This is a genomic window from Streptomyces sp. PTY087I2 (assembly GCF_001687325.1).
GTDB lineage: Bacteria > Actinomycetota > Actinomycetes > Streptomycetales > Streptomycetaceae > Streptomyces.
The window spans coordinates 174,511-199,670 of the sequence record NZ_LZRD01000010.1 but is presented as its reverse complement, the minus strand read 5'-3'; the positions used below and the strand labels follow the sequence as shown (position 1 = coordinate 199,670).

The 25,160-nt window shown below is 69.1% G+C and carries 23 protein-coding genes and 2 pseudogenes; 22 read left to right on the top strand and 3 right to left on the bottom strand.

Annotation, left to right across the window (positions count from 1 at the left end):
* Positions 1-8: 8 nt before the first annotated feature.
* The gene (gene kdpF / locus A3Q37_RS13590; RefSeq protein WP_065483169.1) at positions 9-98 is read right to left on the bottom strand and encodes a K(+)-transporting ATPase subunit F; all 90 of its coding nucleotides are present in this window, start codon (positions 96-98) and stop codon (positions 9-11) included.
* A 797-nt stretch (positions 99-895) separates the two neighbouring features.
* Here kdpF and A3Q37_RS13585 point away from each other — a divergent pair.
* Entirely contained in the window at positions 896-1,834 is a 939-nt protein-coding gene (locus A3Q37_RS13585; RefSeq protein ID WP_107471532.1) for a DUF5655 domain-containing protein, read from the top strand.
* A gap of 102 nt (positions 1,835-1,936) precedes the next feature.
* Here the strand turns inward: A3Q37_RS13585 and A3Q37_RS13580 are convergent, their stop codons facing one another.
* Positions 1,937-2,683 carry a site-specific DNA-methyltransferase gene (locus A3Q37_RS13580; protein WP_065483166.1) on the bottom strand — a complete coding sequence of 249 codons (747 nt, stop codon included), beginning with the start codon at positions 2,681-2,683 and terminating at the stop codon, positions 1,937-1,939.
* 560 nt (positions 2,684-3,243) lie between these two features.
* Here A3Q37_RS13580 and A3Q37_RS13575 point away from each other — a divergent pair.
* From A3Q37_RS13575 to ltrA, 11 genes are all read left to right on the top strand, one after another.
* The gene (locus A3Q37_RS13575) at positions 3,244-4,386 is read left to right on the top strand and encodes a C40 family peptidase (protein WP_065483163.1); all 1,143 of its coding nucleotides are present in this window, start codon (positions 3,244-3,246) and stop codon (positions 4,384-4,386) included.
* 92 nt (positions 4,387-4,478) lie between these two features.
* On the top strand, positions 4,479-4,787 hold the full coding sequence (locus A3Q37_RS13570; protein WP_065483158.1) for a DUF6112 family protein: 309 nt from the start codon (positions 4,479-4,481) through the stop codon (positions 4,785-4,787).
* Positions 4,787-5,470 carry a hypothetical protein gene (locus A3Q37_RS13565; protein ID WP_065483151.1) on the top strand — a complete coding sequence of 228 codons (684 nt, stop codon included), beginning with the start codon at positions 4,787-4,789 and terminating at the stop codon, positions 5,468-5,470. The genes A3Q37_RS13570 and A3Q37_RS13565 overlap by 1 nt, the downstream gene beginning before the upstream one ends.
* Positions 5,471-5,497: 27 nt before the next feature.
* On the top strand, positions 5,498-6,895 hold the full coding sequence (locus A3Q37_RS13560) for an ATP-binding protein (protein WP_065483148.1): 1,398 nt from the start codon (positions 5,498-5,500) through the stop codon (positions 6,893-6,895).
* Between the two features lie 139 nt (positions 6,896-7,034).
* Positions 7,035-8,507 carry an SCO6880 family protein gene (locus A3Q37_RS13555; RefSeq protein ID WP_065483145.1) on the top strand — a complete coding sequence of 491 codons (1,473 nt, stop codon included), beginning with the start codon at positions 7,035-7,037 and terminating at the stop codon, positions 8,505-8,507.
* A gap of 34 nt (positions 8,508-8,541) precedes the next feature.
* Positions 8,542-8,994 carry a DUF6238 family protein gene (locus A3Q37_RS13550; RefSeq protein WP_065483142.1) on the top strand — a complete coding sequence of 151 codons (453 nt, stop codon included), beginning with the start codon at positions 8,542-8,544 and terminating at the stop codon, positions 8,992-8,994.
* A gap of 28 nt (positions 8,995-9,022) precedes the next feature.
* Complete coding sequence (locus tag A3Q37_RS13545) at positions 9,023-10,528, top strand: ATP-binding protein (protein WP_065483139.1); 1,506 nt, start codon at positions 9,023-9,025, stop codon at positions 10,526-10,528.
* Between the two features lie 32 nt (positions 10,529-10,560).
* A complete protein-coding gene (locus tag A3Q37_RS35665; RefSeq protein ID WP_255311804.1) occupies positions 10,561-10,995 on the top strand; it encodes a hypothetical protein in 435 nt (144 codons plus the stop codon).
* 26 nt (positions 10,996-11,021) lie between these two features.
* Positions 11,022-11,711: a hypothetical protein gene (locus A3Q37_RS13535; protein WP_107471531.1), complete on the top strand. Its 690-nt coding sequence runs from the start codon at positions 11,022-11,024 to the stop codon at positions 11,709-11,711.
* A 198-nt stretch (positions 11,712-11,909) separates the two neighbouring features.
* Positions 11,910-12,767, top strand: coding sequence for an IS5 family transposase (locus tag A3Q37_RS13530; RefSeq protein ID WP_065483125.1), 858 nt, complete (start codon positions 11,910-11,912; stop codon positions 12,765-12,767).
* Between the two features lie 594 nt (positions 12,768-13,361).
* Positions 13,362-15,113 carry a group II intron reverse transcriptase/maturase gene (gene ltrA, locus A3Q37_RS13525; protein WP_065483123.1) on the top strand — a complete coding sequence of 584 codons (1,752 nt, stop codon included), beginning with the start codon at positions 13,362-13,364 and terminating at the stop codon, positions 15,111-15,113.
* Between the two features lie 236 nt (positions 15,114-15,349).
* On the opposite strand, the gene A3Q37_RS13520 is transcribed toward ltrA, so the two are convergent.
* Positions 15,350-16,237 carry an alpha/beta hydrolase gene (locus A3Q37_RS13520; protein WP_065483120.1) on the bottom strand — a complete coding sequence of 296 codons (888 nt, stop codon included), beginning with the start codon at positions 16,235-16,237 and terminating at the stop codon, positions 15,350-15,352.
* 147 nt (positions 16,238-16,384) lie between these two features.
* Here A3Q37_RS13520 and A3Q37_RS13515 point away from each other — a divergent pair, with 147 nt between their 5' ends.
* The 10 genes and pseudogenes from A3Q37_RS13515 to A3Q37_RS37760 form a co-directional block, all read left to right on the top strand.
* On the top strand, positions 16,385-17,248 hold the full coding sequence (locus tag A3Q37_RS13515; RefSeq protein ID WP_065483117.1) for a helix-turn-helix domain-containing protein: 864 nt from the start codon (positions 16,385-16,387) through the stop codon (positions 17,246-17,248).
* A gap of 344 nt (positions 17,249-17,592) precedes the next feature.
* Positions 17,593-18,195, top strand: a complete 603-nt coding sequence (locus A3Q37_RS13510) for a hypothetical protein (RefSeq protein WP_065483114.1) — start codon at positions 17,593-17,595, stop codon at positions 18,193-18,195.
* Between the two features lie 93 nt (positions 18,196-18,288).
* On the top strand, positions 18,289-19,047 hold the full coding sequence (locus A3Q37_RS13505) for a hypothetical protein (RefSeq protein ID WP_065483111.1): 759 nt from the start codon (positions 18,289-18,291) through the stop codon (positions 19,045-19,047).
* 26 nt (positions 19,048-19,073) lie between these two features.
* Positions 19,074-19,571, top strand: coding sequence for a hypothetical protein (locus A3Q37_RS13500; RefSeq protein WP_065483108.1), 498 nt, complete (start codon positions 19,074-19,076; stop codon positions 19,569-19,571).
* 180 nt (positions 19,572-19,751) lie between these two features.
* A complete protein-coding gene (locus tag A3Q37_RS13495; protein ID WP_065483104.1) occupies positions 19,752-20,492 on the top strand; it encodes a hypothetical protein in 741 nt (246 codons plus the stop codon).
* 644 nt (positions 20,493-21,136) lie between these two features.
* Positions 21,137-22,922 (top strand): annotated as a pseudogene (locus A3Q37_RS13485) (type IV secretory system conjugative DNA transfer family protein).
* Positions 22,919-23,143, top strand: a complete 225-nt coding sequence (locus A3Q37_RS35655) for a hypothetical protein (protein ID WP_079137778.1) — start codon at positions 22,919-22,921, stop codon at positions 23,141-23,143. The pseudogene A3Q37_RS13485 and the gene A3Q37_RS35655 overlap by 4 nt, the downstream one beginning before the upstream one ends.
* Positions 23,140-24,309, top strand: a complete 1,170-nt coding sequence (locus A3Q37_RS13480; RefSeq protein WP_065483094.1) for a DnaB-like helicase N-terminal domain-containing protein — start codon at positions 23,140-23,142, stop codon at positions 24,307-24,309. Before A3Q37_RS35655 ends, A3Q37_RS13480 begins: the two co-directional genes overlap by 4 nt.
* Positions 24,310-24,356: 47 nt before the next feature.
* A complete protein-coding gene (locus tag A3Q37_RS13475) occupies positions 24,357-24,941 on the top strand; it encodes a hypothetical protein (protein WP_065483087.1) in 585 nt (194 codons plus the stop codon).
* Between the two features lies 1 nt (position 24,942).
* Positions 24,943-25,125: pseudogene (locus tag A3Q37_RS37760) on the top strand (hypothetical protein); the annotation flags it as partial.
* Between the last annotated feature and the right edge of the window lie 35 nt (positions 25,126-25,160).

Sequence of the window (25,160 nt, the reverse complement as noted above, 5' to 3'; positions counted from 1 at the left end):
ATCCGTGCTCAGAACCTCTCCGGCTTGATGAGGGCGAGGACGAGGTACCCCAGCAGGGCAACAGCCACGATGAGACCGACGACATTTTCGGCAGTCACAGCTTCGCCACCCCCTTGGCTATGAAGACCACCAGCGCGAATATCGCGACCGTGGCGACGACGAAGGCCAGATCGGCCATCGCAGACTCCTAGAAGAGGCTCGGATAGAAACGGACATCCTGAGGGAACCGCATGTCTGGCGGAAAACCGATAGGTCTTGACGACGCTCTTACGCGGGCCGAACCAGCCTTAACGGAATCCATGCGTCGCAGCCTGGTCCTTTAACGGCGTCCATACGCCGCAAGGCTGGCGTGGTCGCATATGGGCGACAACGCGGCCACAGCAGGCGAACAAAAACGACCAGCTCGGTGGCGGCTACAGGAAGTAGCGCGACCCCCAGAGTGTCCGTAATCACAGAGAGCACGCTCCGGGTGCGGTGAACCCAAGACTCCAGGCCAGCTGGGGTGCGCGTAAACTCGCTGCCCCAACGTCTGGAGCGCCGACTTGATGGCCTTCTGAAAGTGTGGTCCTGCCGTCAGTCCTCTTTTGCACGCCCGGCGGCAGGACCCTGCACTGATGCAAGTCAGCAGAGCGTGACATGCCGATCGATCACGCTTCTTCCACGGACGAAACCGCACAGCTTCCCCGGCATGCCCAGCCAGACGCGGCCGAGTGAGCAGGCTGCAGCTCCAGCCCGCTGGCTACGGCAGCCGAGCTCGCCCAGGGCTGGGGGAAGCCTTCGCGTATTTCCACCAGTTGGAGTCCACTCACCGCTGTTGCCGCGAGCTCAGGGCACAGTCACGGAATATCGGCAGGCCGATTTTGATTCTGTCCTGTGGATATCACGGGAGGGGTAGATGGCCACGAACATGAAGCTGTTCCGGCTTGCCGCCGATGGTCGGGACGTCGAGCTGTCCGGTTCGACGGTGGCGCTGGAGGTGGAGCTGCAGCGGCGGGTGGAGGGCAGTTTGGAGCAGATGCTCGGCATCCGGTTCCTGGCGTCGGAGTACCCGACCGGTCCGTGGCACCGGGGGCGGATCGACACCCTGGGGTTGGACGAGAACGGCAGCCCGGTGGTGATCGAGTTCAAGAAGGGCTCCGACAGCGGGGTCTTGTCGCAGGCTGTCTCGTACCTGTCCTGGCTGGAGTCGGCTCACCACGAGTTCGAGGCGCTGGTGCGGAAGGTGTTGGGGGCGGAGGCCGCCGAGTCGATCGATTGGCGTCGTCCGCGGATGGTCTGCGTCGCGGCCGACTTCTCGCACCACGACCGGGTGGCTGTGCAGCGGTTGTCCGAGCGGATCGACCTGGTGCGCTACCGGGTCTTCGAGGGCGGCCTGCTCAGCCTGTTGCTCGTCGACTCCTCGCCCGGCTTCCCAATTGGTGCTTCGTCCCGGCGGACCCGGGAGCGGGAGCGGGCGGTCGGCAGCGCGACGGCGACACCGGCGGCTCCGTCGCCGGCGGGTGCCGGCCTCGTGCCGGAGTGCCTGCAGGATCTGTACGCGGAGGTGGACGAGGCGCTCACGGCGTGGGGCGAGGTGGAGGTGGCGCCGTTGCGGCACTACATCGCCTACCGCCGACTGGTGAACGTTGCGTCGGTGCTGTTCCGCCCGAAGCACGAGGCGATCCTGGTCTACTTCAGACTCGACCCGTACTCGGTCGAGCTGGAGGAGGGCTTTACCCGGGACATGCGCGGTATCGGACACCTGGGGACCGGGGACCTGGAGGTGCGCCTCGCCTCAGCGGCGGACCTGGAGAAGGCGGCGCCGTTGATCCGGCGGGCGTTCGAGGCGGCCTGACGCAGGAGAAGGGCGGCTGGAGCATCGGTTCTCGATGCTCCAGCCGCCCTTCGGCTTCTGCGTCTGCGGTCCGGCGGCCCCGGGCTCTCTCGACTCTCATGATCATGCCTCCGGTCCGGCCAGGTCGAAGTCGTCCTTCGTCAGCTCGGCGCGCAGCCGCTGCTCGGCGACGTCGGCGTAGTGCGAGGACAGCTCGATGCCCACGAAGCGGCGGCCTTCGCGCAGGGCCGCGACGCCTGTGGAGCCGCTGCCAGTGAACGGGTCGAGGACGGTACCGCCTTCGGGACAGATCTGGACGAGCTGCTGCATGACTTCGACGGGCTTCTGGGTGATGTGGACCCGGCCCTTCCGGGGCTGGGAGGCGATGAAGTGGCCGGGGAGGTAGAGGTCGCGGGTCCGGTCGAGGCTGCCCTTGACGCCCCAGGTGATGAACTCGGCGGACTGCTTGAAGCCGCCCTTGCGGGGGCGGCTGGCGGGCTTGATCCATGGGATGGTGCCGCTCCAGGTCCACCCGGCCATCTGGAGGGCGTCGGACGTGGTCGGTTCCTGGCGCCAGTCGGAGAAGACGACGGCGACCGCGTGCTCGGTCGAGGCCCGGTATGCCTCGGTCAGCAGCTCGGTCAGCCAGGAGCGGTACGAGCGCTGATCGCGGTTCTCGCCCGGGAAGTCGGCGAGGTCGTGGGCCGAGTTGCTGGTGACGTACTTCGCCCTCGCCGTACGGCCGGTGCGGTCCGCGCTCGCGCGTCCGCCGCTGTTGTACGGCGGATCGGTGATCACCGCGTTGACGCTCTCGTCCGGGAGGGACTTCAGGACGGTCAGGGCGTCGCCTCGGTGCAGCGTGTAGGTCATGGGGCCTCTTTCAGGCATAGCGGGTCCGGTCCCGCTCCGGACAGCGCTCAACGACGGTCTTCCGGGGCGGGGTTGTGCCGAAGGTTAGAGGCAAAATCCGGCTGGACCTAACGACGCGGGCCCCGGTGCGGGAGTCGTTTGGTGCGGCCGGAATCCCGGTCTACTGTCTCGCCGTGTCACCGGGACAGAGCCCCGCTCGACCCCTGCTGACCTGTACTTATCCGTGCTGTCTCGTCCAACCGAGCAAGACGGAAGCCACGTTGCCCACGCGTTTCCCCTGCCGTCCGGAGGCCCTCGTGTACTGCCTGAGATTACGAGCGCGGCTGGCTGCCGCGCCTGATCTGAGACCGGCGTCCGGGAGCTACCAACTCCCCTGACCCGGGCCCGCCCGAGCGGCGGATGCACATCGGCGCGGTGCCGACGGCTTTGCACGAGAAGTCGGCACCGCGTCTCCTACGAACACGAGGAGCCGCTGCGATGCAGCATGCCCTGATACGCCCGCGCCCCGATCCGTCGCCGTCACCCGGCCGGCACCGCCGCCTCGGTGAACGGCGGCGGCGATGAAGAAGACCACCGGAGCCGTCATCGGGCTCTGTGCGACCGGTCCGCTGCTGCTCGCCGCTCCGGTCCTCGCCTACGCGGCCGGGAACGCCTCGGCCTCCTGCGCGACCGATGGTGCACAGGCTGTGGACGCCACCGCCGTCGCCAAGCAGGTGAAGGCCATCCTGAAGGGCGGCGACAAGGGCTCGGTCTCCGTGCCGGGTCTGGACGCCCCGGCCGAGCAGGTGCCTCACGCCAAGACGATCCAGGCCACCGGCGTCGCCATGAACGTCCCGGTGCGGGGGCAGATCGTGGCCCTGGCGACCGCCCTGCAGGAAAGCACCCTGCGGAACTTGACGTACGGCGACCGCGACAGCCTGGGGTTGTTCCAGCAGCGGCCGTCGATGGGCTGGGGCACGGCAAACCAGATCCTCGACCCGGTGTACGCCAGCACCAAGTTCTACGAGGGGCTCAAGAAGGTCTCGGGCTGGGAGTCCCTGTCCGTCACCCAGGCCGCCCAGGCGGTGCAGAAGTCGGGTTTTTCGGACGCGTACGCGAAGTGGGAGCCGCTGGCCACCGCCCTGCAGAAGGCGATCGCGCCCCTGCTGCCGAAGGCCGGTGAAGCATCACCGAGTCCCTCACCGTCCGGCCCGGACGGCACCGATCCCTCCCTCGGTACGTCGGGCGGCTGTTCGGCGGACGGGAACGGGACCGGCTTCGGCACCATCCCGGTCGGCAAGGTGCCGGACGAGTACGAGATCCCCGCCGACGCTCCGCCGAAGGTCCGTACGGCGATCCGGTGGGCGCTCGGCCAGCTCGGCACGCCGTACCAGTGGGGCGGGAGCTGTACTGACTCCCACGGCGAGAACCCGATGGGCCGGTGCGACTGCTCCTCCCTGATGCAGGGCGCGTACAAGGCCGCCGGGGTGACCTTGACGCGGACCACATACGCCCAGGTCAAGGAAGGCAAGGCGGTGTCGGTCGACGGCCTTCGGCCGGGTGACCTGCTCTTCACCCGGGGGACGGCCGCCGCCCCCGAGCACGTCGGTATGGCGATCGGGCAGGGCCTGATCGTCCACGCCCCGCGCACCGGCGACGTGGTCCGCATCTCGACCCTCGCGTCCTGGAAGCCGCAGATCCTCGCGGCCCGCCGAGTCCTCTGACCGGCGCTTCCCCCCTCCCCCCTTCTCTCTTCTCGTGGCGCCGCTCCGCCCTCATGGGCTTCGGCGTGCAGTAAATCGAACTGGAGTTCTCCATGTATCTCGCTGAGCAGGTCTTTCAGCTCGCCTACGATCCCGGGATCAAGCCGAACGAGGGCGGGCTGCCGGGCCTCAGCGTGCTCAAGCAGGTGATGGGCTCGATCAACCTCTTCGGCCTCATCGCCGTGGTCGGCGCTCTCGCCGTCAGTGCGGGCGTGTGGGCCTGGGGCCATCACTCGGGCGGGCACCAGGCGGAGGCAAACGGTAAGAAGGGCGTCCTGGTCAGCTCCGGTGCCGCCCTCCTGTTGGGTGCGGCCAATGGCGTGGTGGCGTTCTTCTCGACGCTGGGGACGCAGGTCCGTTGATGGCTCAGCGCTCCCCCCACCCCGGCGGCGCATCCCGTGTGCGTCGCCGGGCGCTGCTCGGCACCGTCGTCCTGGTGGTGCTCGTCGCCCTCGCCGGTCTGGCTGCGTACCTCACGCGCGACGGCAGGAGCCCCTCCGAAACGCCTGGTCCGAAGCCGAGTTCCCCTTCGGCCGCCTCGGCTTCGCCGTTCGGCCCGCCCGCTCCGCGCGCCCGCTCTCGTGCCCTCCCTGTCCCGCCGAAGACCGGCGATCCCATCGAGTTCGGTAAGGCAGCCGCAGAGGCTCTGTGGTCGTACGACACTCGCGCGTACTCGCAGCCGGCGCTGCGGAAGGCTCTGCGCGGCTGGCTGACCACGGAGGTCAAGTACGCGGATCCGGCGTCGGTCGACAAGGTCGTCCCCTCGAAGGTCCTGTGGGAGGAGATGGCGGCCAACGGCCAGTTCGCCACCGCCAAGGTCCACGAGGGGCACTTCCCGGACGCCTTCACCCGGGCGCTCCAGGAGGATCCGGGGGCGATCACCCAGACGTACATCTACGCCGTCACGGTCTCCGGCAAGCAGTCAATCGCGTGGAAGGGCTCGCCCGCGGGCGGCGCGGAGAGCCGTACCACCACGCTCGCGGTCCAGTGCCGGCCCGACAAGTCCTGTGCCCTGGTCGGCGTCATGCCGGCCGTCGCGCCCTGACCCCTCTTCTAGAAAGGAGGTATCTCCATGCCAGTCTGCGACCTTCCCCTGATGGACAAGGTGTGCGGCGTCGTCGAGTTCGCATCCAACCCTGGAGGCGCCGTCACCGACGGCATCGGAGCGTGGATCGCGAAGTCCTCGGGAGAACTGGCGGCCAGCGCGGCGGATCTCGCCGCCAAGGCCATTGACGAGACGACGGCCATCGACCTTCACGCCGGATGGTTCCGGGACAACTACGAGCTGCTGCTGCCCATCGGGCTCGCGCTGACCGTCGGCACGTTCTGTATCCAGCTCATGTTCGCCGCGTGGCGGCGCGACGAGCGCGCTCTGGCCCAGGCGGCGGTCGGCACCATGACCGGTGTCCTGTTCAGCTTCTGCGCCATTGCCTTCACCACCGTCGCTCTCACCGTGGTCGACGCGTTGAGCGCCGGTCTGTTCCAGGCGGCGAACACCTCCGTCGACGACGCGATCCGCCGGGTGGTGGAGGTCAACCAACTGGGGGCGATGTACGGCCTGGGCTGGGGCGTCCCAGCGCTGGTGGCCCTGGGGTGCGCGATCGGCGCCTTCCTGTACTGGGGGGTGATGGTCGCTCGCAAGGTCGGAATCCTGATCATGGTCGCTCTCGCGGTCTTTGCCGGGGCCGGCGGCGGCTGGGAGGTCGCCAAACGTTGGCGGCGTGGCTGGCTTGAGGCCACCGCCACGCTGATCGTCTCCAAGCTTCTGATGACCATCGTCTTCCTGATCGGCGTCTCCGCCATGGGCAAGTCCGACGCCAGCGACGGGATGTCGGCTCTGTCCGACGCGATGGCCGGCCTCGTCGTGATGGTCCTGGTGCTGCTGTGCCCGTACGCGACGTACCGGTTCGTCCACTGGGCCAGCGACGGCGGCGGCCACGACGACCTGCACCGCACCGGCGTCGCCGGCATGGCGGTCGCCGCCGGGGCGGCGAAGACCGCAGGCACCCTGGCGATGCAGGCAGGCACGGGAACCCCGGCCCCGCAGGGCCCGAACAAGGTCCCCGGCGCGGGCGCCGACGGCGTCGCCTCCGGCATCAATCCCGCCGGCGGCAACCTCAGCAAGGAGGGCATCGACGGCGGTCCGCCCAAGCAGCAGACCCGCTTCCGGTACGGCGAGGACCCGAACGCGACCGGCGACAAGGGCCGGGCCCTGATCCAGCGCCCCGGGATCCCGCCGCTGATCACGCGTCCCGGCGGGGACGGAGCGGAAGGTACCGAGGCAGCCGCCCAGGGTGCCGCCGGTGGCACCAGTCATCTCGTCGGCATGCCATCGCCGCGCGGCGGCATGACGTCGATGCCGCCGGTCGGCCCCGGGGCCACACCGCCGCCTCCCTCCGGACCGTCGGCCACCGGTTCTCCGACGCCGACGAACTGGGTGTTCCCCACCCAGCCGCCCGAGGGGTCCTGACCCACCACAGCCTGGGGCGGGCTGTCCTGCCGCAGCCCGCCCCCACCTCACCCGACCGGCAGAAAGGTTCCGCCATGATCTCCAGAAGAGCGCCGCGCGCCCCACCCTCTTCCGCCCGCTCTCATTCTCTGGAACCACCATGTCCGGCAAGCACCAGGCCGAAATACCCACGGCCACCGTCAAGTTTCCCCATCGCAGCAGGCGGGGCGTGTTGCTCGGCCTGACCGCCCCGCAACTCATCGTCGCCGGGCTCACCGGCCTTCTCCTTCTCGCCGTGGTCCTCGCCCGCGGCGTGGTCGGCGCCCTCCAGCTCATCCCGCTGTGGACCGCCATCGCCCTGCTCGTCTTCGTCCGCCACCGGGGCCGTGCCCTGGCGGACTGGGCGCCGATCGTCACCCGGTACGTCCTGCGCCGGATGCGCGGCCAGCTCCTCTGGCTCACCCGGCCCTCCCGCCGGCCGGCCCGCGAAGGGCTCCTTCACCTGCCCGGCACCGCCGCCAGCCTGCGCGTGGTCACCGCGCCCGACGGCCGGTACGGCGCGGTCCACGACCCGCACAACGGCACCCTGACCGCGGTGGTCAAGGTCTCCTCCCACGCCTACGCCCTGCTCGACCCGGGCACGCAGCAGGCCAACGTCAACGGCTGGGGACGTGCGCTGGCCGCGCTCGCCCGCACCGGGCAGGTCGCCCGCATCCAGGTGATCGAGCGCACCGTCCCGGACTCCGGAGACGCGCTGCGCCGCTACTGGGAAGAACACGGCCGCCCCGACGCCCCGATGGCCGGCGCGATCTACAACGAGCTGATCCAGAGCGCGGGCCCGGCAGCCGCCCCGCACGAGGCGTACGTCGCGGTGTCCCTGGACACCAAAGCCGCACGACGGCTGATCAACCAGGCCGGCGGCGGGTTGAGCGGCGCGTTCAGCGTCCTGGCACAGCTCACCTCCACCTTCGACCAGGCCGCGCGCACCGCCGGGCTCACCCCGACCGGCTGGCTCACGTCCCGCGAGATCGCGGCCACGGTGCGCTCCGCGTACGACCCGAAGGCCCTCACGGCGCTGGACCGGTGGTCCACCGCCGGCCGTCCCGAGGCGGAGCCCGCCGCCGCTGGCCCCGTCGTGGTCGTCGAGAAGGCAGACCACATCGCGACCGACTCGGCCGTCCACGCCACGTACTGGGTGGAGAACTGGCCGCGCACCGAGACCAGCGCCGGTTTCCTGCACCAGCTCCTGTTCACCGGCGGCGTCCGGCGCACGCTGTCGCTCTCGTACGAGCCGAAGGGGCTGGACGCCGCCCTGCGCGACGTCCAGCGCAAGAAGGCCGGCGTGATCGCCGATGCCGCCGAGCGGGCCCGGCGCGGGCAGGTCGACTCCGAGGCGCATTCCATCGAGTACCAGGACATCAAGGTGCGTGAGCGTCAGCTCATCGCCGGGCACGCCGATGTCACCCTGACCGGCCTGCTGACCGTCTCGGCCGACTCCATGGACGAACTCCGTACCGCCTGCGCAATCGTGGAGACGGCGGCCGTCGGCGCCCAGCTCGACATCCGGCCGCTGACCTGGCAGCAGGCCGAGGCGTTCACCGCCGCCGCGATGCCGCTCGCACTCGCCGCCTGACGCGGCCTCCCCTCCTCTTCAAGAGAGCACCCTGATGTCCCGCACCCCCAGCACCACCGGGCAGGACTTCGTGCCCTTCGCCACCGCCGCGCTCGACTTCCACCGCGCGCTCAACCTCCCCGGCGGTCCGCTCGTCACCAGCCGGGCCGAGCTGGACGCCCTGCACGCGCATCTCGTCTCGGTGCACGGGCTGCTCGACGCGCACGCCATGCGTGTCGGACAGCTCGTACCGGCCGAGGGCGACCAGCTCCAGGCCGCCCGCACCCGGCTCTGGCAGGCCGCCGACCACGTCCACGCCGCCTACCACGCGGCCCCCCGCACAGACTCCGGCGAGGTACCGGAAACCGATGCGTGCCGACCCCATCTCCCCGAAGGCGCACCAGAGTTGACCATCTGCCAGCGCCACCAACGCACCGCCCACCTGGTACGTCGCCGTACCACATCGGCCGACCTGCACGCCCCGTTCACCGGGCTCGTCCGGCGCTGACCCACCCAGATCTCAGGAGAGAACGTTCATGCCCCGTACCCGTGCCAGCGCCAGCCCGCTCTTCGTGCCGCACAAGGCGTCACGTGCCGAACAGAGGGCGGCCCGAGCTGGCTTCGCCGAGGCCCGGCGGCAGGCACGCCTCGCCGGAACACCGGCCAAGCACCGCGCCGAGGAAAGCTTCGACCCGGAGCTGCGGCCGGCCTACCCTCCGGCGGGGCGCCCCGGTCCGGCGTCGGCCCGGGGCGGCGCGCTCAGCCTGCCCGCCCACCGGATGACCACCGCCACGGCCAGCGGGGCCTACCCCTTCGTGGCCGAGGGCGGTCTCGGCGCGGAGGGAGTCTTCATCGGGCGCGATGTCCACGCCGAGGCCGCCTTCTGTTTCGACCCCTTCTCTCTCTACAACAGCGGGCGGATCGAAGGCTTCACGAACCCGAACGCCGTCCTCGCCGGGATCATCGGCATGGGCAAGTCGGCGCTCGCCAAGTCCATCGCCACCCGGTCGATCGCCCACGGCTACCGGATCTATGTCCCCTGTGATCCGAAGGGCGAGTGGTCCGGTGTCGCACAGGCCCTCGGCGGCTACAGCATCGCGCTCGGCCCCGGGCTCCCGGGCCGGCTGAACCCGCTGGACGCCCCGGCCCGGCCCACCTCCGTCAGCGAGGACGACTGGGCGACCGAGGTCCGAAAGCGCCGCCTGCTCCTCCTGGCCGGCCTGGCGCGTACGGTGCTCAAGCGCGACCTACGCCCGATGGAGCACACCGCGCTCGACCTCGCCCTCGACCTGGTCGTCGCCAAGGCCGACGCCCGGGGCGCGGTGCCGCTGCTCGGCGAGATCGCGCACGCCCTCGGCACCCCCGAACGCCTCGACCGAGCCCTCGGCCACCAGGCCGGACACCTCGGGTCGGCCGCCCAGGACCTCGCGCACGCACTGCGCCGCCTGGTGCACGGCGACCTCAGCGGCATGTTCGACGCCCCCTCGACAGTGACGTTCGACCCGACCGCCCCCATGCTGTCCATCGACCTCTCCCGCCTCGGCGGCTCCGGCGACGACACCGCGCTGGTCCTCGCAATGACTTGCGCGAGCGCATGGATGGAGTCCGCCCTCGCCGACCCCGACGGCGGCAGGCGCTGGGTGATCTACGACGAGGCGTGGCGACTGCTCAGGCACGTCGGCCTGTTGGAGCGGATGCAGTCGCAGTGGAAGCTTTCCCGGGGCTTGGGCATCGCGAACTTGATGGTCATCCACCGCCTCAGCGATCTGCTCAGCGCGGGGGATGCCGGTTCACGGGGCCGGGTGCTGGCCGAGGGTCTCCTGGCCGACTGCTCCACCCGCATCATCTACCGCCAGGAACCCGACCAGCTCACCGCCGCCGCCTCCCTGCTCGGCCTCACCGGCGTCGAAACCCAGGCGGTGTCCGCCCTCTCCAAAGGCCGGGGCCTGTGGAAGGTCGCCGGTAGGTCCTTCATCACCCAGCACATCCTGCACCCAGCCGAGCGCGAGCTGTTCGATACCGACGCCCGCATGGCGGCTTAGCTCAACTAACCATTCCCTTAAGGATGTTGCCCTTGCCTTCAACCGTACTGCGAGACCATCAGCATCCCGGAAGTGCCCGGACTCCGGCCCTCGACGGGAACGACCTCCTCGCTGGCGCCCGGCCCGCGGAGTTCGAGGAGCTGTTCTCCACGGTCCTCACCGGTGACTTCGGCGCCGTGGCCCGGCTGCACCAGATGCTCGAAACCGCCTCCGACTGGTGCCGTGAGCACGGTGTCCGCGACAGCGCCGCCGAGCTGGACATCCTCGCCGAACGTCTGGCCGGCCTCGGCGAGGAGCTGCACCTCGTGCAGGACGGCTTGAGCCACGAGATCCGCTCGCATCCGGCGGCAGCGGCAGCAGGTACCTCGCCGTCCGTTTCGGCACGGCACGTCGCGGCCGGTCCACCGACCGCGGCGTCCGCCCCGCCACCGCCCGGCCCCGTCGGCGCACAGCCGCGCTCACGGTAAGGACCGGCCACAAACAAGGAACCAGCATGACCAATTCTCCCGACTCGGCCGAGAATGAAGCGACGAGGCCAACCGCTGACCTGCAGTGGCGGCGGCACCTACCGACACTGGCTTCGGCCGCCGCCGGTATCCACCAGGCATCCGACGACTGGGACGCGGTCTCGGACTCCTTCTGCGACCAGGACGGCTGGCCCATCGACGAGAAGGGCTACGCGGACGGCAAGGTGAAGCGCGACGCCGAAGCCTGGAAACACGCCGAGGTCTTCCTCGACCTCGGCCCCGAGGTCCTGGCCGGGGTACGGGAGGCCGCCAGCGGGGACGACTACGTCGAGGGGGCGATCAGCGATGATCTCCGTTGGTTGCGGGGCATCGACACCACTCTGGAACACGCACGTCAGCTCCGGCGTGAGTGGGACGAGGTCGTAGCGCTCATTGACGGCCCGCTCCCCGGCACACGGGAGATCTACGAGGAGCGCGCACAGGAGCACCGCAACTCCGAGGGCTGGCACTACGCCCACGAGCTGGGCATTCAAGGACCGGCGCTCATCCGGGCCGCCGAGCACCTGGCCCACCGAGCGGACACCGAACAGGCTGCACAGACCGAACGAGCACGCGTAGCCCTCGCCCGGTCCTCTTCCGGCACACGTGAAGCCCCACGCACCGATCCTCCCGTACCGCGGGCGCCGAACCCGGCGCCCCCCGGGCGTTCCCGCTGACGCTTCTAAAGGTTGTTGCACAAGGCCCGGGCGATCTCCAGGTCCAGCCTGCGGGCGCGGCCCAGGCCGGTGGAAAACGGTGCACAAACGGGCAGTTGATCATGTCCGTGGTGGCCGAATCTGGGCGGGATCGTCGTTGTGCAACACCCTTTAGGCCGTGTATCGAAAGTGGATCCGAGTTGTGAATGATCAAGGTTCATGGGTCGGGGAGATCTCACGGACGAGCAGTGGGCGGTGCTGGAGCCGCTGTTGCCGAAGGGGGCCAGGTCGGGGAGGCCGCTCGTCTGGCCTCGGCGGCAGCTGATCGACGGCATACGGTTTCGGGTCCGGACCGGAGTTCCGTGGCGGAACGTGCCCTCCGAGTACGGGTCGTGGGGCCGGGTCTACGACCTGTTCCGCCGCTGGCAGCGCAACGGCACCTGGCACCGGATCCTCACCCGCCTCCAGTCCCTGGCCGACGTGAAAGGCGCGATCACATGGGACCTGAGCGTCGACTCCACGGTCTGCCGCGCCCACGAGCATGCGGCCGGGGCCCGCAAGCAGGGTGGCCTACAGAAAGAGCCGCCTGGTGGTGTGTTCACAGAGCCCGGTGACCATGGGCTGGGGCGCTCGCGCGGCGGGTTCAGCACGAAGCTGCACCTGTCCGTCGAGCAGGGGCAGAAGCCCATGTCGATCGTGGTCACGGCTGGGCAGCGCGGGGACTCGCCGCAGTTCGAGTCGGTGTTGGAGAAGGTCCGCGTGCCCCGCATCGGTCCGGGCCGGCCACGTGTCCGGCCCGATCGCGTGCGCGCCGATAAGGCGTACGCCTCCCGCAAGAACCGCGCCTACCTGCGGCGCCGAGGAATCCGATGCACCATCCCCGACAAGGCTGACCAGGCACGCACCCGGCGGAAGCGCGGCTCCCGCGGCGGTCGGCCTCCGCGTTTCGACGCGGCCGACTACCGCGAGCGCCATCCGGTCGAGTGCGGTATCAACCGTCTCAAGGTGCGACACGAAGTCGCACACGTTAAGTGGGAAAGCCACGAAGGAAGGAGAAATGTGCTGACCCCGGATTAGTGTCCCTATCCGTTCCCACGCTCACATGCGTCGCCGGTAACAGCGGGGTGTGAAGCTGAGCGTTCAAGCCCAAGAGTTCCCGACCACCGGGAAACAACAGGCGAGGGAAAGGCTGGACGGGTGAACTGCGTGAACCCCCGTTGATGTCTCGTAAGGTTGAAGCTGCCTGGTGGTTCGCAATCAGCAGCTACAGAACCCGACGCTGAGAAGCGTCAGGCGACTTCCGGAGATTTGAGACCGGAAGGAGGACACCGCCGGTTCCGGGATAGAGGGGGCACCCACCCCAGTCGCAACTTACGTGTGTGGAACATGGAAACCCCGATGGAGTCCGGGCGACATCCCGGTAAGCCAACCGTAAGGAAGGCCCAACTCTCCAGCGGGAACAGGATGGTCCAAGAAGCGAATGCCGGTAGATCGAAAGATCAGGGGAAAGATGGAGGCAACCTTCACGCCTTCGGTCACAACCCGCCGGATACGGGCCCCAGAGGCCCGACCCGAAAGGGTGCCCACGTGGGCCAGGTGAGCCTTTGCGGTATCCCGAGTAAAGCAGCCGGAACCTGGCGGACAAGTTAGACGCGAAGGAGGAACTTGCAGGTGGAGTTACCCAATCCTGTTCGGACTTCCATAGCGAACGGACCCCAGGGCGGGCATCTCGACTGGCACAGAATTAACTGGGCCGAAGCCGAGGCGAACGTACGGCGTCTGAGACAGAGGATCTTCAAAGCGACACAGGAAGGAGACCTCAAGAAGGTCCGCAATCTGCAAAAGCTCATGCTTAGAAGCCGCAGCAACACGCTCGTGAGCGTGAAGCGGGTGACACAGCAGAGCAGAGGCCGCAAGGCGGCAGGGGTCGACAGGGAACGCGCTCTCACTCCCAAGGCGAGAGCGCGGATGGCAGTCGAAATTGACGGCCAAACACAACCCTGGCGGGCCAAGCCCGTCAAGCGGGTCTACATCCCAAAGAGCAATGGAAAGCAACGACCACTCGGCATCCCTGTCATGCGTGACAGGGCAATCCAGGCACGTGTGAAAAACGCACTGGAGCCCGAGTGGGAAGCTCGGTTTGAATCTCGTTCTTACGGATTTCGGCCGGGCCGCGGCTGCCACGACGCCATCCAGGCGATCTTCAGCACCGCGAAGGGCAAGACGGCCAAGCGCCAGTGGGTACTGGACGCCGACCTGGCCGCCGCGTTCGACCGCATCGACCATCCCCACCTGCTCGAAGCCGTCGGGCAATTCCCAGCCAGGGAATTGATCCGGCAATGGCTGAAGGCTGGTGTGGTCGATGACGGACGCTTCACCCGGACCGAGGAGGGAACCCCTCAAGGCGGAGTGATCAGTCCTTTGCTGCTCAACATAGCTCTGCACGGGATGGAGGAGGCCGCAGGAGTCCGCTTCGCTACCCGCAAAGGAAAGGTCATGTGGGCTGCGAAAGGAACTCCGATCCTGGTGCGTTACGCCGATGACTTCGCCGTGTTCTGCACGAGCAAGGAGGAGGCGGAGACCGTCAGGTCACGCCTGGCGGATTGGCTGCAACCCCGAGGACTTCGCTTCAACGAAGAGAAGACGCGAATCCTCCACCTGTCGGACGGGTTCGATTTCCTGGGGTTCAACATCCGCCGCCATGGTGACAGCCTGATCATCACGCCCAGCAAGGATGCGGTCAAGAGAGTCCGGAATCGACTGAGATCCGAGATGCAAGCCCTGCTGGGGCAGAGCATCACAGTCGTACTGCGCCGTCTTTCCCCTATTGTCAGGGGCTGGTCTGCGTACTACCGGACAGTGGTGTCCAGCCGGACGTTCTCAGCGCTGGACAGCTATGTGTGGACGCTCACTTACAAGTGGGCCAAGCGCACCCACCCGAAGAAGTCGAAGCACTGGATCGTGAACAAATACTTCGGCAGGCTCAACCGATCCAAGATGAACAACTGGGTATTCGGTGACCGTGCCACAGGCGCACACCTTCCCAAGTTCGCCTGGACCAACATCAGGCGGCATCGGTTGGTCAGGGGTAAGTCGTCACCTGACGACCCTGCCCTCCTCGACTACTGGAGCCAACGCCGTCAGACGCGCACACCACCACCGATGGACAGGATCAGCCTTACTCTGGCAGCCCGCCAGAAGGGCATCTGTCCACTGTGCGGTCAAGCGCTCATCGCCGGTGCGGAATATGAGCCTGACAGTCCACGCGAGTGGATCGACTGGTTCGACGCGATGAAGAAGCGGTTGCATAAACACCACTTCACCTACCGGCGGCATGGCGGCCCTGATGAGAGCAAGAATCTTCGGCTCGTCCACTCGGAATGCCATCGCCAGCATCACGCAGGCGACAGCGACCGGAAATGAGCAGAACCTGTGAAGCCTTCGGGCTTGCTTGAGCCGTGATGCTTGGAAACAGGCACGTCCGGTTCTGAGGGGGCCGGGTCACGGCGACGTGACCCGGCTACCTGACCGACATCGCGCGGTCGCCACGAGATACGACAAGCTCGCCGTCCGCTATGAGGCCGCCGTGCTGGTCGCGGCCATCGGAGAGTGGCTGCGACCAGCGCCCTCCCGCCTCTTGCCCGCACAGGCTCGCCGGCTCAGGCGAGGTGCTTGCTGAAGAACTCGACCAGCCTGGCGACGGCAGGGGTGACGTACTCGTCGCGGTCGTACAGGTCGACGTGGGTGGCGCCCTCGACGAGGAACAGTTCGGCGTTGCCGGGGCTGTCGGCGACGGCCTTCTCGGAGAACCCGCGGGTCACAGCCTCGGTGCCGGCGATCATGAGCAGGGGGCGGGGCGCGATCTTGGCGACGTCGGCGAAAGAGTCGAACTGGTCGAGGAGATCCGCGCTGCGCACGACCACGTCACCCGTGGAGCGCGGGTGGTAGCCGCGGGGCGTCTTGTAGTAGTCGACGAACTCGGCCGTCGGGGCGGGAGTGTCGGCGTCGGCCGTCTCCGGCAGCACGGCGAACGTCGCGGCGGGCTCGCCGGCGGCTTCGGCGCTGCGGAGGTTTCCGGAGTTCGCCACCATCTGCTGCCAGCCCTCGGGGTCGGCGCCGCGGAAGAAGCTGGGAACGTCTGTCCCGGACACACCGGCCACAGCCTTCATCCGGTGGTCGGTCTGGGCGGCGTAGGGCACGTAGGCTCCGGAGCCGCACACGCCCATCACACCGATGCGGTCGGGATCGATCTCGGGGCGGGTGGTGAGGTAGGAGACCGCCGCACGGAAGTCCTCGGCGCGCTGGAAGGGGTCCTCCAGGCCGTGAGGCGTGCCCTCGGACTCGCCCTGGAAGGCGGCGTCGAAGGTCAGGACGGCGAATCCTTCCTCGATCAGGCGTGCGGCGTACACCGCCGGGGACTGCTCCTTGACCCCGGTCGTCTGGTGACCGATGACAACGGCGGCGAACGGGCCGTCGCCGTCCTCGGGAAGGTAGAGGTGGCCGGCGAGCTGCAGGCCGTTGGTCGGGAAGCGGACGTCAGTCCTCATGTTCTGCTCCTGCGGGATCGTAGGTGGCCGGCAATCTGCGGGCCTGTATCCACTGTCCAGCCGATGGCCTGGGGCAGGAAGGTCGCGTTGCTTCCTAGGAAGGATCCTTCCCAGGCAGAGCCTTCTCCCCGGTGCCATGCTCAAGGAATGACTGGTTCCGCGCATCTTCATGAGCTCGGCGAGTTCCTCAAGCACCGCCGTAGCGAACTGACACCCGCGCAGGTGGGGCTCCCCGAGCGCACGCACACCCAGCGCCGAGTGCAAGGGCTGCGCCGGGAGGAGGTGGCCGAGCTCGCCGCGATCAGCACCGACTACTACGTGCGCATCGAGCAGGGCCGGCTGGCACCGTCACCACCCGTACTCGACTCCCTCGCGCGGGAGCTGCGGCTGGACGGCGACCAGAGGACGTACGTGGAAGGACTGGTCGCCCAGGCCGCGCGGGCCGGGCACCGCAAGACGCCGCGTCGGTCCGCCCGCCCCAAAGCGCACCCGCACCTGACCCGGCTGCTCGCCCAGCTCACCGGCACACCCGCCATCGTCTTCGGCCCGCGACTCGACATCCTCGCGTGGAACCCGCTGGCGGCGGAGCTGCTGTGCGACTTCGCGACCGTGCCCGAGCCTGAGCGCAACTACGTCCGCATGGTCTTCACCGACCCGGTGATGCGCGACATCTACCCGGATTGGCAGGGCGTGGCCCGCACCTGTGTCGAGGTCCTGCGGATGGAGGCCGGAACGAACCCGACCGACCCGGCCCTCACCGCCCTCGTGGGCGAGCTGGCCGTGGCCGACCAGCACTTCCGGGCCTGGTGGGCCGAGCACCGCGTCGCCCACCAGGACTTCGGCAGCAAACGTATCGCGCACTCCACCGTCGGCGAACTCACCCTCGACTGGGACACCTTCCGCTACGCCGGTGCCCCAGAGCAGCAGCTCGTGCTCTGGTCGGCCGATCCCGGCACTCCAGACGCGGAACGACTTACCGCTTTGGCTCGCGGCACGGCTCAGAGGCCGTGACCTTCCTGAGCATCGCTGCAACTGAAACGGCGAGCAGCAGTCGACCATCACCACTTTCGACACACGCCCTAAAGGGTGTTGCACAACGGCGATCACGCCCGGATTCGGCCACCCCGGACATGACCAACTGCCCGTTTGTGCACCGTTTTCCACCGGCCTGGGCGGCGCCCGCAGGTTGGACCTGGAGATCGCCCGGGCCTTGTGCAACAACCTTTAGCACCGATTCGCGGCCGAGCAAAACCGGCCGAACGTTGGATCCTCGTGGACCACCACAGCACCCCGTCCAACACCGCCCCTGGCGGCTCGCGCCGCCCGCCCGGGGCATCCGGCAACGGAGAATGCCCATGCCCGACAACATCCCCGCCGCCTTCGGACAGGAGGCGGCGCGCGTCCGCGCGTCTCCCTCCCCGCCTGCGGCTTCCGAACGGCACCACCAGTACGGATACCTCACCGCAGCGCTCCGGCAGCGCGGCTTGGAGTGCACCGTCGAGTACGGCCTGAGCGACTACATCGTCCGCGCCGAACTTCCCGACGACAGCTCGCTGATCATCTCCCCGCCACAGGAGCAGCCCTCCGAGCAGCCCGAGGGCTGGTTGGTCACCCGTCACCTGCCCGCCGGTTCTGCGGTCTACGAAGTCGTCTACGACTCCGAGCCCGACGGCCCGGATGCCCGGCATGGAGGCAGCGCCACTGATCTGCTCGCCGCAGTGGATGAGCGGTTGGACCAGCTGGGCCTTCCGCCGCGCCAGGCGCAGGCACGATCCGCCACAGCGCGGGCGCTGACGGGCCGGACCGGCCCGTCAGCCTCTGGCTCACCACGTGTGAATGCCGCCCTCGCCCCCTCACCGTCGGTCGGGCAGCGCCCGGTCCCGGTTCACCCGCCGACGGGACCGCCCGCGCACACCGCGCTTCCGCCCGCCCCGCCGCAGGCGTCCCGCGCTCGCTGACCACCTTCTTGGAGTCCCTCGTGTACCGCACCGGCAGAAGCGATTCACCCCTCGCCCACCTCTGCGACAGCACCCACCCGGATGGACCCGCCCATGCCCAGCCATTACGACGTGTTGCCCGATCTGGCGTTCGGCCGCCACCCCGTCTACGGCATCGTCGCCGCGAACCCGAGGAACCTCCCAGCCAGTGAGTGGATGTTGAAGGGCCTCGGATTCCGCCCCGTCCCGGACCAGCCGACGTTGTACGCGCTGGCCAATCAGGGCCGCGACGGACAGAGCCGTACGACCCGAGCAGTCGAGTTGCTGCGCGGGGCCGGCTACCGAGTCGACGTGGATGCCGCGTTGGATCCCTCCTTGGCGCCCGATGCATCCCCTGGCCGCCGGGCCTCGTTCGGTGAACCCGAGGTCGCCTTCGCCGAGCATCCGCAGCTCGGCATCGTCGCGGCCATCGACGATCATGCATCCGGGCTCACCGGGATCGCCCTGATGGAGCATGGGTGGCGACACGACTCGGGCCTGGACATCTACACCCTGCCCGCCGCCACAGGCCGGCCCGAGGCCCTGGGAAAGGTCGCCGACGCCACGCTGACGCTGCACCGGTCCGGCGCCCAGGTCGCGGTGCAGCCCCACCTTGCTCAAGACGTCGTACGACAGTCCCGCCCGGATGCCCTACCGGCCGCGTCCCATGGACGCGGCCACGGGACCCCTCGGTCGTCTCCGATCAGCGCCGCCGCGGTCGCCACCAGCCCGGCCCGCGCCAGCCTTCCGGGCAAGGCACCGCTCCCCGCGTCCGTCGACTCTGCGGCAGTCCGGCCGGTTGACCCTCGCATCGCCTTCTCCCGCCCCCGCTGAACCAACTCCCCTAAGGAGAAAGCTCCATGGCCGTGAAGACCATCTGGCCGATCCACCACACTTGCGGTCACCAGGACGACCGTGACCTGTCCGACCGTCCGGCCGACCGCAGGGCGGGCTTCGCCGAGTGGCTCGCCAAGCAGGAGTGCACAGACTGCTGGCGTGCCGCCAAGGAAGGAGACGGACAGGGCAAGGCCGCCTGGCTGGAGGCCAAGCGAGCCGAAGAGCAGGCTGAATCCGAAGCCTGGTCGGAGCAGTACCGAATGCCTCCCCTGGAGGGGACCGAACGAGCCGTCGCCTGGGGTGTGCGCTGCCGTCACCAGATCCTGGCCGCCGCCTACACCACCCTGGTCCTCGAAGGGGAGACCGGCGAGACGGAGTGGGAGGCGATCGAGGAGGCCACTCGCTGCGTTACTCGCGCTGGGTGGTGGATCGACCAGCGCTTCTCCGAGCCCGGAGACCTTACCGAGCTGCTCCAGGCCGCCACCGAGGCCGACCGTCCGACCGAGAATCCCCACTTCTGACCGCAGGCGTCCCGTCGCGGCGAAGTTTCAGGGTCCGCCGCTACCACGGATCTCCGGCCTGCCGAAATCCCGAACTCTGGGGATTCTGTTGCCTGTCGGCCTTCCAGCCGAGCTCTCGTTCCCCAGCTCTCTTTGGCGCCGGGAACACGCCCGCCCGCCGCTTGTACCCATGGAGCCTCCATGTCTACTCCACCGATATCCATCACCTCCGAACGCAGCGGTAGCGTCGTGGCCAAGGGCGCCACCGACGAGCTTTCCGCCGCTCTCATGAAGCACGCCGGATTCCAGCAGATCGACGACTGGCACGGCCGACGCCACCGCCTACCCACCACCACCTCGAGCGCAGACAAGGCCGCCGTCGCCACACACGCCGCCGAGATGCTCCGCGCGGCGCGGTATCAGGTCGATCTGCCGCCGTCTCTGGACACCACGGAAATGATCACTCCGGCCCGTCCCTTCGGTCCCTACGTCGCCAGCGCGGAGGTCGAACAGCTCACCCAGCGGATCGGAGCCGCCCGGGACGGTGACGAGTTCCGGCGCGCGGTTGACCACCTCCTGCACCCTGAGTACGGGGTCCTGGAATGTGTCCGAGAGGCGCTGGAGGTGGCGGGCGAGCACGTCAACGACCTCGACCACGACGCCTACGACCAGGCGGACCAGTTCGCCTACGCCGCCGGGGACATCAGCAGCGCGCTGACGGGACTCGCCGAGATGGGCGATGCTCTGCGCGATCTGAAGGCCGAAGGGCAACCTGAAGTCCCGGCGCTCTCACCAGCACCAGGATCTTCGGATTCCCAGAAGGCCGCTCTCGCTTCCTCTCCCGCCGCCACGAAGGCTGCCGTCGCCCCGGCCGCCGACAACATCGCACCGCGGACCAGCACGACGGTTCCCAGGCCCAATGCCCCCGGACCTCGTCGGTAAGTCAAGCTCATCCGGGCCGCGCCTACGACGATCACGGAGGAGGCGCTCCCGTGCCGAATCTCAGCCCCTTGCCGCCGCTCACAGCCCCGACAAGCCGCTGCACGCCCGGTTCCTGCTTGGCGAAGCCGCCGATCCGTCCTCCGTCCCGGGGGTGTTCGCTCTACTCACCGAGGGCGCGCCACCGGGCGAGGTCGCGGCGATCACCGAGGAGGTCAACGGTGCGCTAGCAAGGGTCTTGCCCAAGCTGACCTGACTCGTCGCCGCACCCGCCGACTGGACTCGCCTCCGGCTGCAGATTCGATAATCCGGACTTCGAGCGCCCCTCCTTCGAGCCCCGGACGCGGCTGGCCACCGCCTACGGCATGCTCCAGGGCATCAGGGAGCAGTCGGAGGTCGCGGACGGACGGTGAAGCCGCGTGCCCGGCCGAGCGGACCGACCCCATGTACCACCAGAGGCTCGCCGTCCTGCGGACCACGACGTCCTCGACACCGGCCAGCGCCTGTCGCCCACCGCGCCCTGCGGACATGGTTTCATCCCCGGCCGCCTTCGCTGAAACGTTCCGCCATTCAAGGAGCAGGTTCATGAACTGCGTGAGAACCGAGCGCGCCCCGCCCCCGCCCGCTCACACACCCAGGGAACTGCTGTGCCCTCCCCACGTACCAGTGCGCCCTCGACTACCACCGGGTCGGATGCGCTCCTCTACCTCCTCTTCGGCGTCCTCGGTGCCGCCGTATCCTTCGGCTCCCTCGTCTGGCTGACCGGAAACCTCACCAACTCCCTTGTCGGTAGCGGACCCTGGTCGTCGTTCCGCGCCACCGACGCCCTGCTGCACCCCGAGATGCTGTGGCCGACCCTGAGCACCACCGCGCTGTTGGTCGGCACCCGCCTCGTCCCCGGCCTGCTCACCCTGGCCCTGATCACCACGGGCCTGGTGCTGTGGGCGCGCTGGCGTGCCGGCTCCAGGTCCGGTCTCGCTCGCAAGGCCGATCTGGCGCCGCTGCTGGACAAGGAGATCACCGCGAAGGCGAAGAGCCTGCGCCCATCCCTGGGCGGCCGGGAGCGTAAAAGAGGTTGCTCCCGCTGACCGCGGCATCCTGCTCGGCACCCTCGACCCCGGTCGCGCCGAGGTCCGGGCTTCCTGGGAGGACGTGATCGTCGCGATCATGGCCCCTCGGAGCGGGAAGACTTCCGGCCTGGCGATCCCCGCGATCCTCTCGGCTCCCGGCCCGGTCCTGCTCACGTCGAACAAGGCTGCCGGCGATGCCTTCACCGCGACGGTGGACGCCCGCGCCGAGGTCGGCACGGTCTGGGCCCTCGACCCCCAGCAGATCGCGCACCACCCGCGCGAGATGTGGTGGGACATCCTGGCCGACGCCCGCGACCTGGCCGGGGCGAAACGTCTCGCCGGGCACTTCGTCACCGCGAGCGTGGACGAATCGAGCGGCGGCGACTTCTGGTCCACCGCCGCCTCCAACACCCTGGGCTCGCTGTTCCTGGCCGCCGCCAGTCACCGGAGGCCGATCACCGACGTCCTGGCCTGGCTCGCGATGCCGGCCGACCGGACCCCGGTGGACCTGCTCACCGACGCCGGCCACGACGCGGTGGCCGCCCAGCTCCAGGGCACCGTCTCCGGTGCGACCGAAACGCGCGACGGCATCTACGAAACGGCGAGGCAGTACGCGAGCTGCCTGCTCGACCCCGACGTCGCCGCCTGGGTCACCCCGAACGACCTCCCCGAGTTCAAGCCGTTCGCCTTCGCCGGGTCGCGCGACACGCTGTACCTGCTGAGCAAGGACGGCGGCGGCAGCGCGTCCGCGATCATCGCGGCGGCGGTCGACGCCGTGATGCGCGCGGCCGTAATCGTCGCCGAGCGCTCCGGCGGACGACTCGACCCGCCCGCCCTGTGCGTCCTCGACGAGGCGGCGAACGTGTGCCGCATCTCGGATCTCCCTGATCTTTACAGCCACTTGGGCAGCCGGGGCGTCATCCCCATGACGATCTTGCAAAGTTATCGGCAGGGCCAGCGGTGCTGGGGCGAGGCCGGGATGGACGCCCTGTACTCCGCCGCCACTGTCAAGATCATCGGATCGGGCATCGATGACGCCGACTTCGCCGATCGACTCAGTCGGCAAGTCGGCGACCACGACGTTCAGACCACCTCGGTGTCCACGAGCGAGGGCGGCAAGTCCCGCTCGGTGAGTATGCGTACGGAGCGGATTCTGCCGCCCGACGCGATCCGCGCCCTCCCGAAGGGGAAGGTGCTGCTCCTGGCCACCGGCCTGCGGATCGCGATGCTCAACCTCAAGCCCTGGTACAAGGAACCGTCCGCCAAGGTCGTCGGTCCGGCCTCGGCCCGAGCCACGAAGGCAATCACCGAGCGAGCCCTCGCGAAGAACATCGGGTACGACGACTTCGGGCTCTCCGCATGAGCGCGCCCGCACCGCGTCCCGGGCGGCTGCCACGCTCGCCGGTCGTTCTGCGTGACGGCCGATGGTGGCTGGTCGGCCGGAGCGGCACGATTCCGGTCTCCGATCCCGAGGTCACCGCCGTACTGGACGAACTCGCCCAGGCGATGGCCGCTGCCGACCGGACGGTATCCGCTCTCCGCTCCCGGCAGGGCGGCCCCTCCGACGCGGGAGGCCGTCGATGAAGCCGCTGCTGCAGGCGGAGCAGGCCGTGCTCGGGTCCGTACTCCTCGATCCGGATCAACTCGCGAACCTGGACTGGCTCGCGCCAGGGCACTTCTGCCGGCCCGTCCACCAGGCGCTGTTCGCCGCACTCCACCAACTTCGAAGCGACGGCCACCCCGCGATATCGGCCGAAGGGCCCGTACCTCTGTCGTGGGTGACGGACGCGGTCGACGAGGCTGGCCGTCATGTCCGGGGGCTGACCGCGGTGTACGCCCACACTCTGGTCTCGGCCTGCCCGCGTCCAGAGCATGCTCCGGTGTACGGCCGCATGGTGCTGGAGGGGGCGATCCATCGCACCATTGCCGCGTACGCGAGCCACCTCCATCAGGCGGCTCGGGCTGACGCCCTGCAGGGGGAGGTCGAGGGTTCGCTGAGGTCGGCGGATGTCCTGGCCGAGGTGCTCACCGATCTCGCGCGGCGCTGGGGGACCGACCCGCGTCCGGTCGCGCCGCCCACCACCCCGACCACCGTGCCGACCACACCGACAGGTCGGGCCGACCAGGTCGCCGAGGACGAGCGTTTCCTGCTGGCCGTCCTCGCCGAGCAGCCGAAGGCCATGGAGGAGGTGGTGGGCTGGCTGCGGCCGGGGGACTTCGCCGATCCGGCGCACGGGCAGCTCTACCGGTGCCTCGGTGCGCTGCACCACCGGGGCGAGTTGATCGACCGGATCACCCTGCTCTGGGAGGCCCAGCGGCGCGGCCTCCTGGCCGACGGCACGCTGTCGGGCGAGCAGGTCACCGCCATCTGCGACAGCGTGGGCCCCGGCAGCGCCGAATGGCTGGGCGAACGGGTCATGCGCTCGTCCGTCACCCGTACCGCAGCCGCCTCCGCCCGCGCCGTCCGGGCCCTGGCCGAGGACGAGGCCCTGGGTCCCGGGCGGCTGATCAACCACGCGCTGTATGTACTCGGTCCGTTCGACGACGCGCGCACCCGCTGGCAGTCCGCGACCGTCGGTCCTTCTCCGGCGCCGAAGGCCCTGACTCCTTCGCACGGCGCCCCTCACCCCGCCCAGGTGCAGGCCGCCCTCGCCCGTAGTTCACCCCGCCTTCCCTCGCCGCCCTCGAAGCTACCCCGGGGCGCACCCGGGTCAGCCACCGTACGGCCACGGTCCCTCGGCCCCAGCTGAAGCCTCCTCCCCCTCCCGTACGAGACTCCTCTCCTCTGGAACGCACCGTGAACACCACCCCCGTACCCGACGCACGAGCCCTGCGGTCCGCAGCCGAGAACTTCGATGCTCTTCGCGGCAAGCTCCCGGTCCCCGGAGATCCTCACCGCGGACCGGACAGCGTGACGGTCGCCAAGCAGATCTCGGAACTCGGCAAGATGATCACCGCCCTGGGCGACGAGATTCTCTTCCGGACTACATCTCCGGACCTGGATGCCCACACGGCCAGGGTCGTCAGCGACTTCGCCGCCGCTGTGGAACCTGCTGGCGAGGTGGCCTCCGCCCTCGGTTCGGTGGCGCACCAGCTCTCCTTTCTGGAGCGAACCGAGCACCTCCGTGACCAGCCCGACGCGATGGATGCGCGCGAAGTGGCCACGCTGGTGATCAGCGACGCCCTCGGTCTTGCGGACGTATCTCTCCGGGACGCCTCCTACCCCCTTTACGCTGCAGCGGCAACGGCTTCGCCGCCTCCGCCCTGGCAGCTCCGGGCCGCTCGCAGCCGGTCCACGAACGCAGCCCCGCTTCCCGCCGTACCGGCCTCCGCCGTTCCACCAGCGGCGGCTGCCCCGAGCCGGGCCGCACGGGGGCGGTGACATGCAGAACACCATCGTGCGGGCTCCGTTGATCGGCTCGCTCTGCTCGGGGTACGGCGGCCTCGACCTGGGTGTGCAGTCCGTCCTCGGCGGGACGCTGGCCTGGCACGCGGAGGTCGATCCGGGCGCTTCACGCATCCTGGCCCGCCACTGGCCGGGCGTCCCGAACCTGGGCGACATCGCGGCTGTCGACTGGTCCCTCGTTCCCCGGGTGTGCGT

Bases quoted from the DNA above. Each gene is read 5' to 3' on its own strand.
- A3Q37_RS13535 (WP_107471531.1), top strand. From the start codon at position 11,022: ATGACCAATTCTCCCGACTCGGCCGAGAATGAAGCGACGAGGCCAACC.
- A3Q37_RS13550 (WP_065483142.1), top strand. From the start codon at position 8,542: ATGTCCCGCACCCCCAGCACCACCGGGCAGGACTTCGTGCCCTTCGCC.
- A3Q37_RS13570 (WP_065483158.1), top strand. From the start codon at position 4,479: ATGTATCTCGCTGAGCAGGTCTTTCAGCTCGCCTACGATCCCGGGATC.
- A3Q37_RS13520 (WP_065483120.1), bottom strand. From the start codon at position 16,237: ATGAGGACTGACGTCCGCTTCCCGACCAACGGCCTGCAGCTCGCCGGC.
- A3Q37_RS13530 (WP_065483125.1), top strand. From the start codon at position 11,910: ATGGGTCGGGGAGATCTCACGGACGAGCAGTGGGCGGTGCTGGAGCCG.
- A3Q37_RS13500 (WP_065483108.1), top strand. From the start codon at position 19,074: ATGGCCGTGAAGACCATCTGGCCGATCCACCACACTTGCGGTCACCAG.
- A3Q37_RS13555 (WP_065483145.1), top strand. From the start codon at position 7,035: ATGTCCGGCAAGCACCAGGCCGAAATACCCACGGCCACCGTCAAGTTT.
- A3Q37_RS13560 (WP_065483148.1), top strand. From the start codon at position 5,498: ATGCCAGTCTGCGACCTTCCCCTGATGGACAAGGTGTGCGGCGTCGTC.
- A3Q37_RS13545 (WP_065483139.1), top strand. From the start codon at position 9,023: ATGCCCCGTACCCGTGCCAGCGCCAGCCCGCTCTTCGTGCCGCACAAG.
- A3Q37_RS13510 (WP_065483114.1), top strand. From the start codon at position 17,593: ATGCCCGACAACATCCCCGCCGCCTTCGGACAGGAGGCGGCGCGCGTC.
- A3Q37_RS35655 (WP_079137778.1), top strand. From the start codon at position 22,919: ATGAGCGCGCCCGCACCGCGTCCCGGGCGGCTGCCACGCTCGCCGGTC.
- A3Q37_RS13580 (WP_065483166.1), bottom strand. From the start codon at position 2,683: ATGACCTACACGCTGCACCGAGGCGACGCCCTGACCGTCCTGAAGTCC.
- A3Q37_RS13585 (WP_107471532.1), top strand. From the start codon at position 896: ATGGCCACGAACATGAAGCTGTTCCGGCTTGCCGCCGATGGTCGGGAC.
- A3Q37_RS13495 (WP_065483104.1), top strand. From the start codon at position 19,752: ATGTCTACTCCACCGATATCCATCACCTCCGAACGCAGCGGTAGCGTC.
- A3Q37_RS13505 (WP_065483111.1), top strand. From the start codon at position 18,289: ATGCCCAGCCATTACGACGTGTTGCCCGATCTGGCGTTCGGCCGCCAC.
- A3Q37_RS13565 (WP_065483151.1), top strand. From the start codon at position 4,787: ATGGCTCAGCGCTCCCCCCACCCCGGCGGCGCATCCCGTGTGCGTCGC.
- A3Q37_RS13515 (WP_065483117.1), top strand. From the start codon at position 16,385: ATGACTGGTTCCGCGCATCTTCATGAGCTCGGCGAGTTCCTCAAGCAC.
- A3Q37_RS13575 (WP_065483163.1), top strand. From the start codon at position 3,244: ATGAAGAAGACCACCGGAGCCGTCATCGGGCTCTGTGCGACCGGTCCG.
- A3Q37_RS13480 (WP_065483094.1), top strand. From the start codon at position 23,140: ATGAAGCCGCTGCTGCAGGCGGAGCAGGCCGTGCTCGGGTCCGTACTC.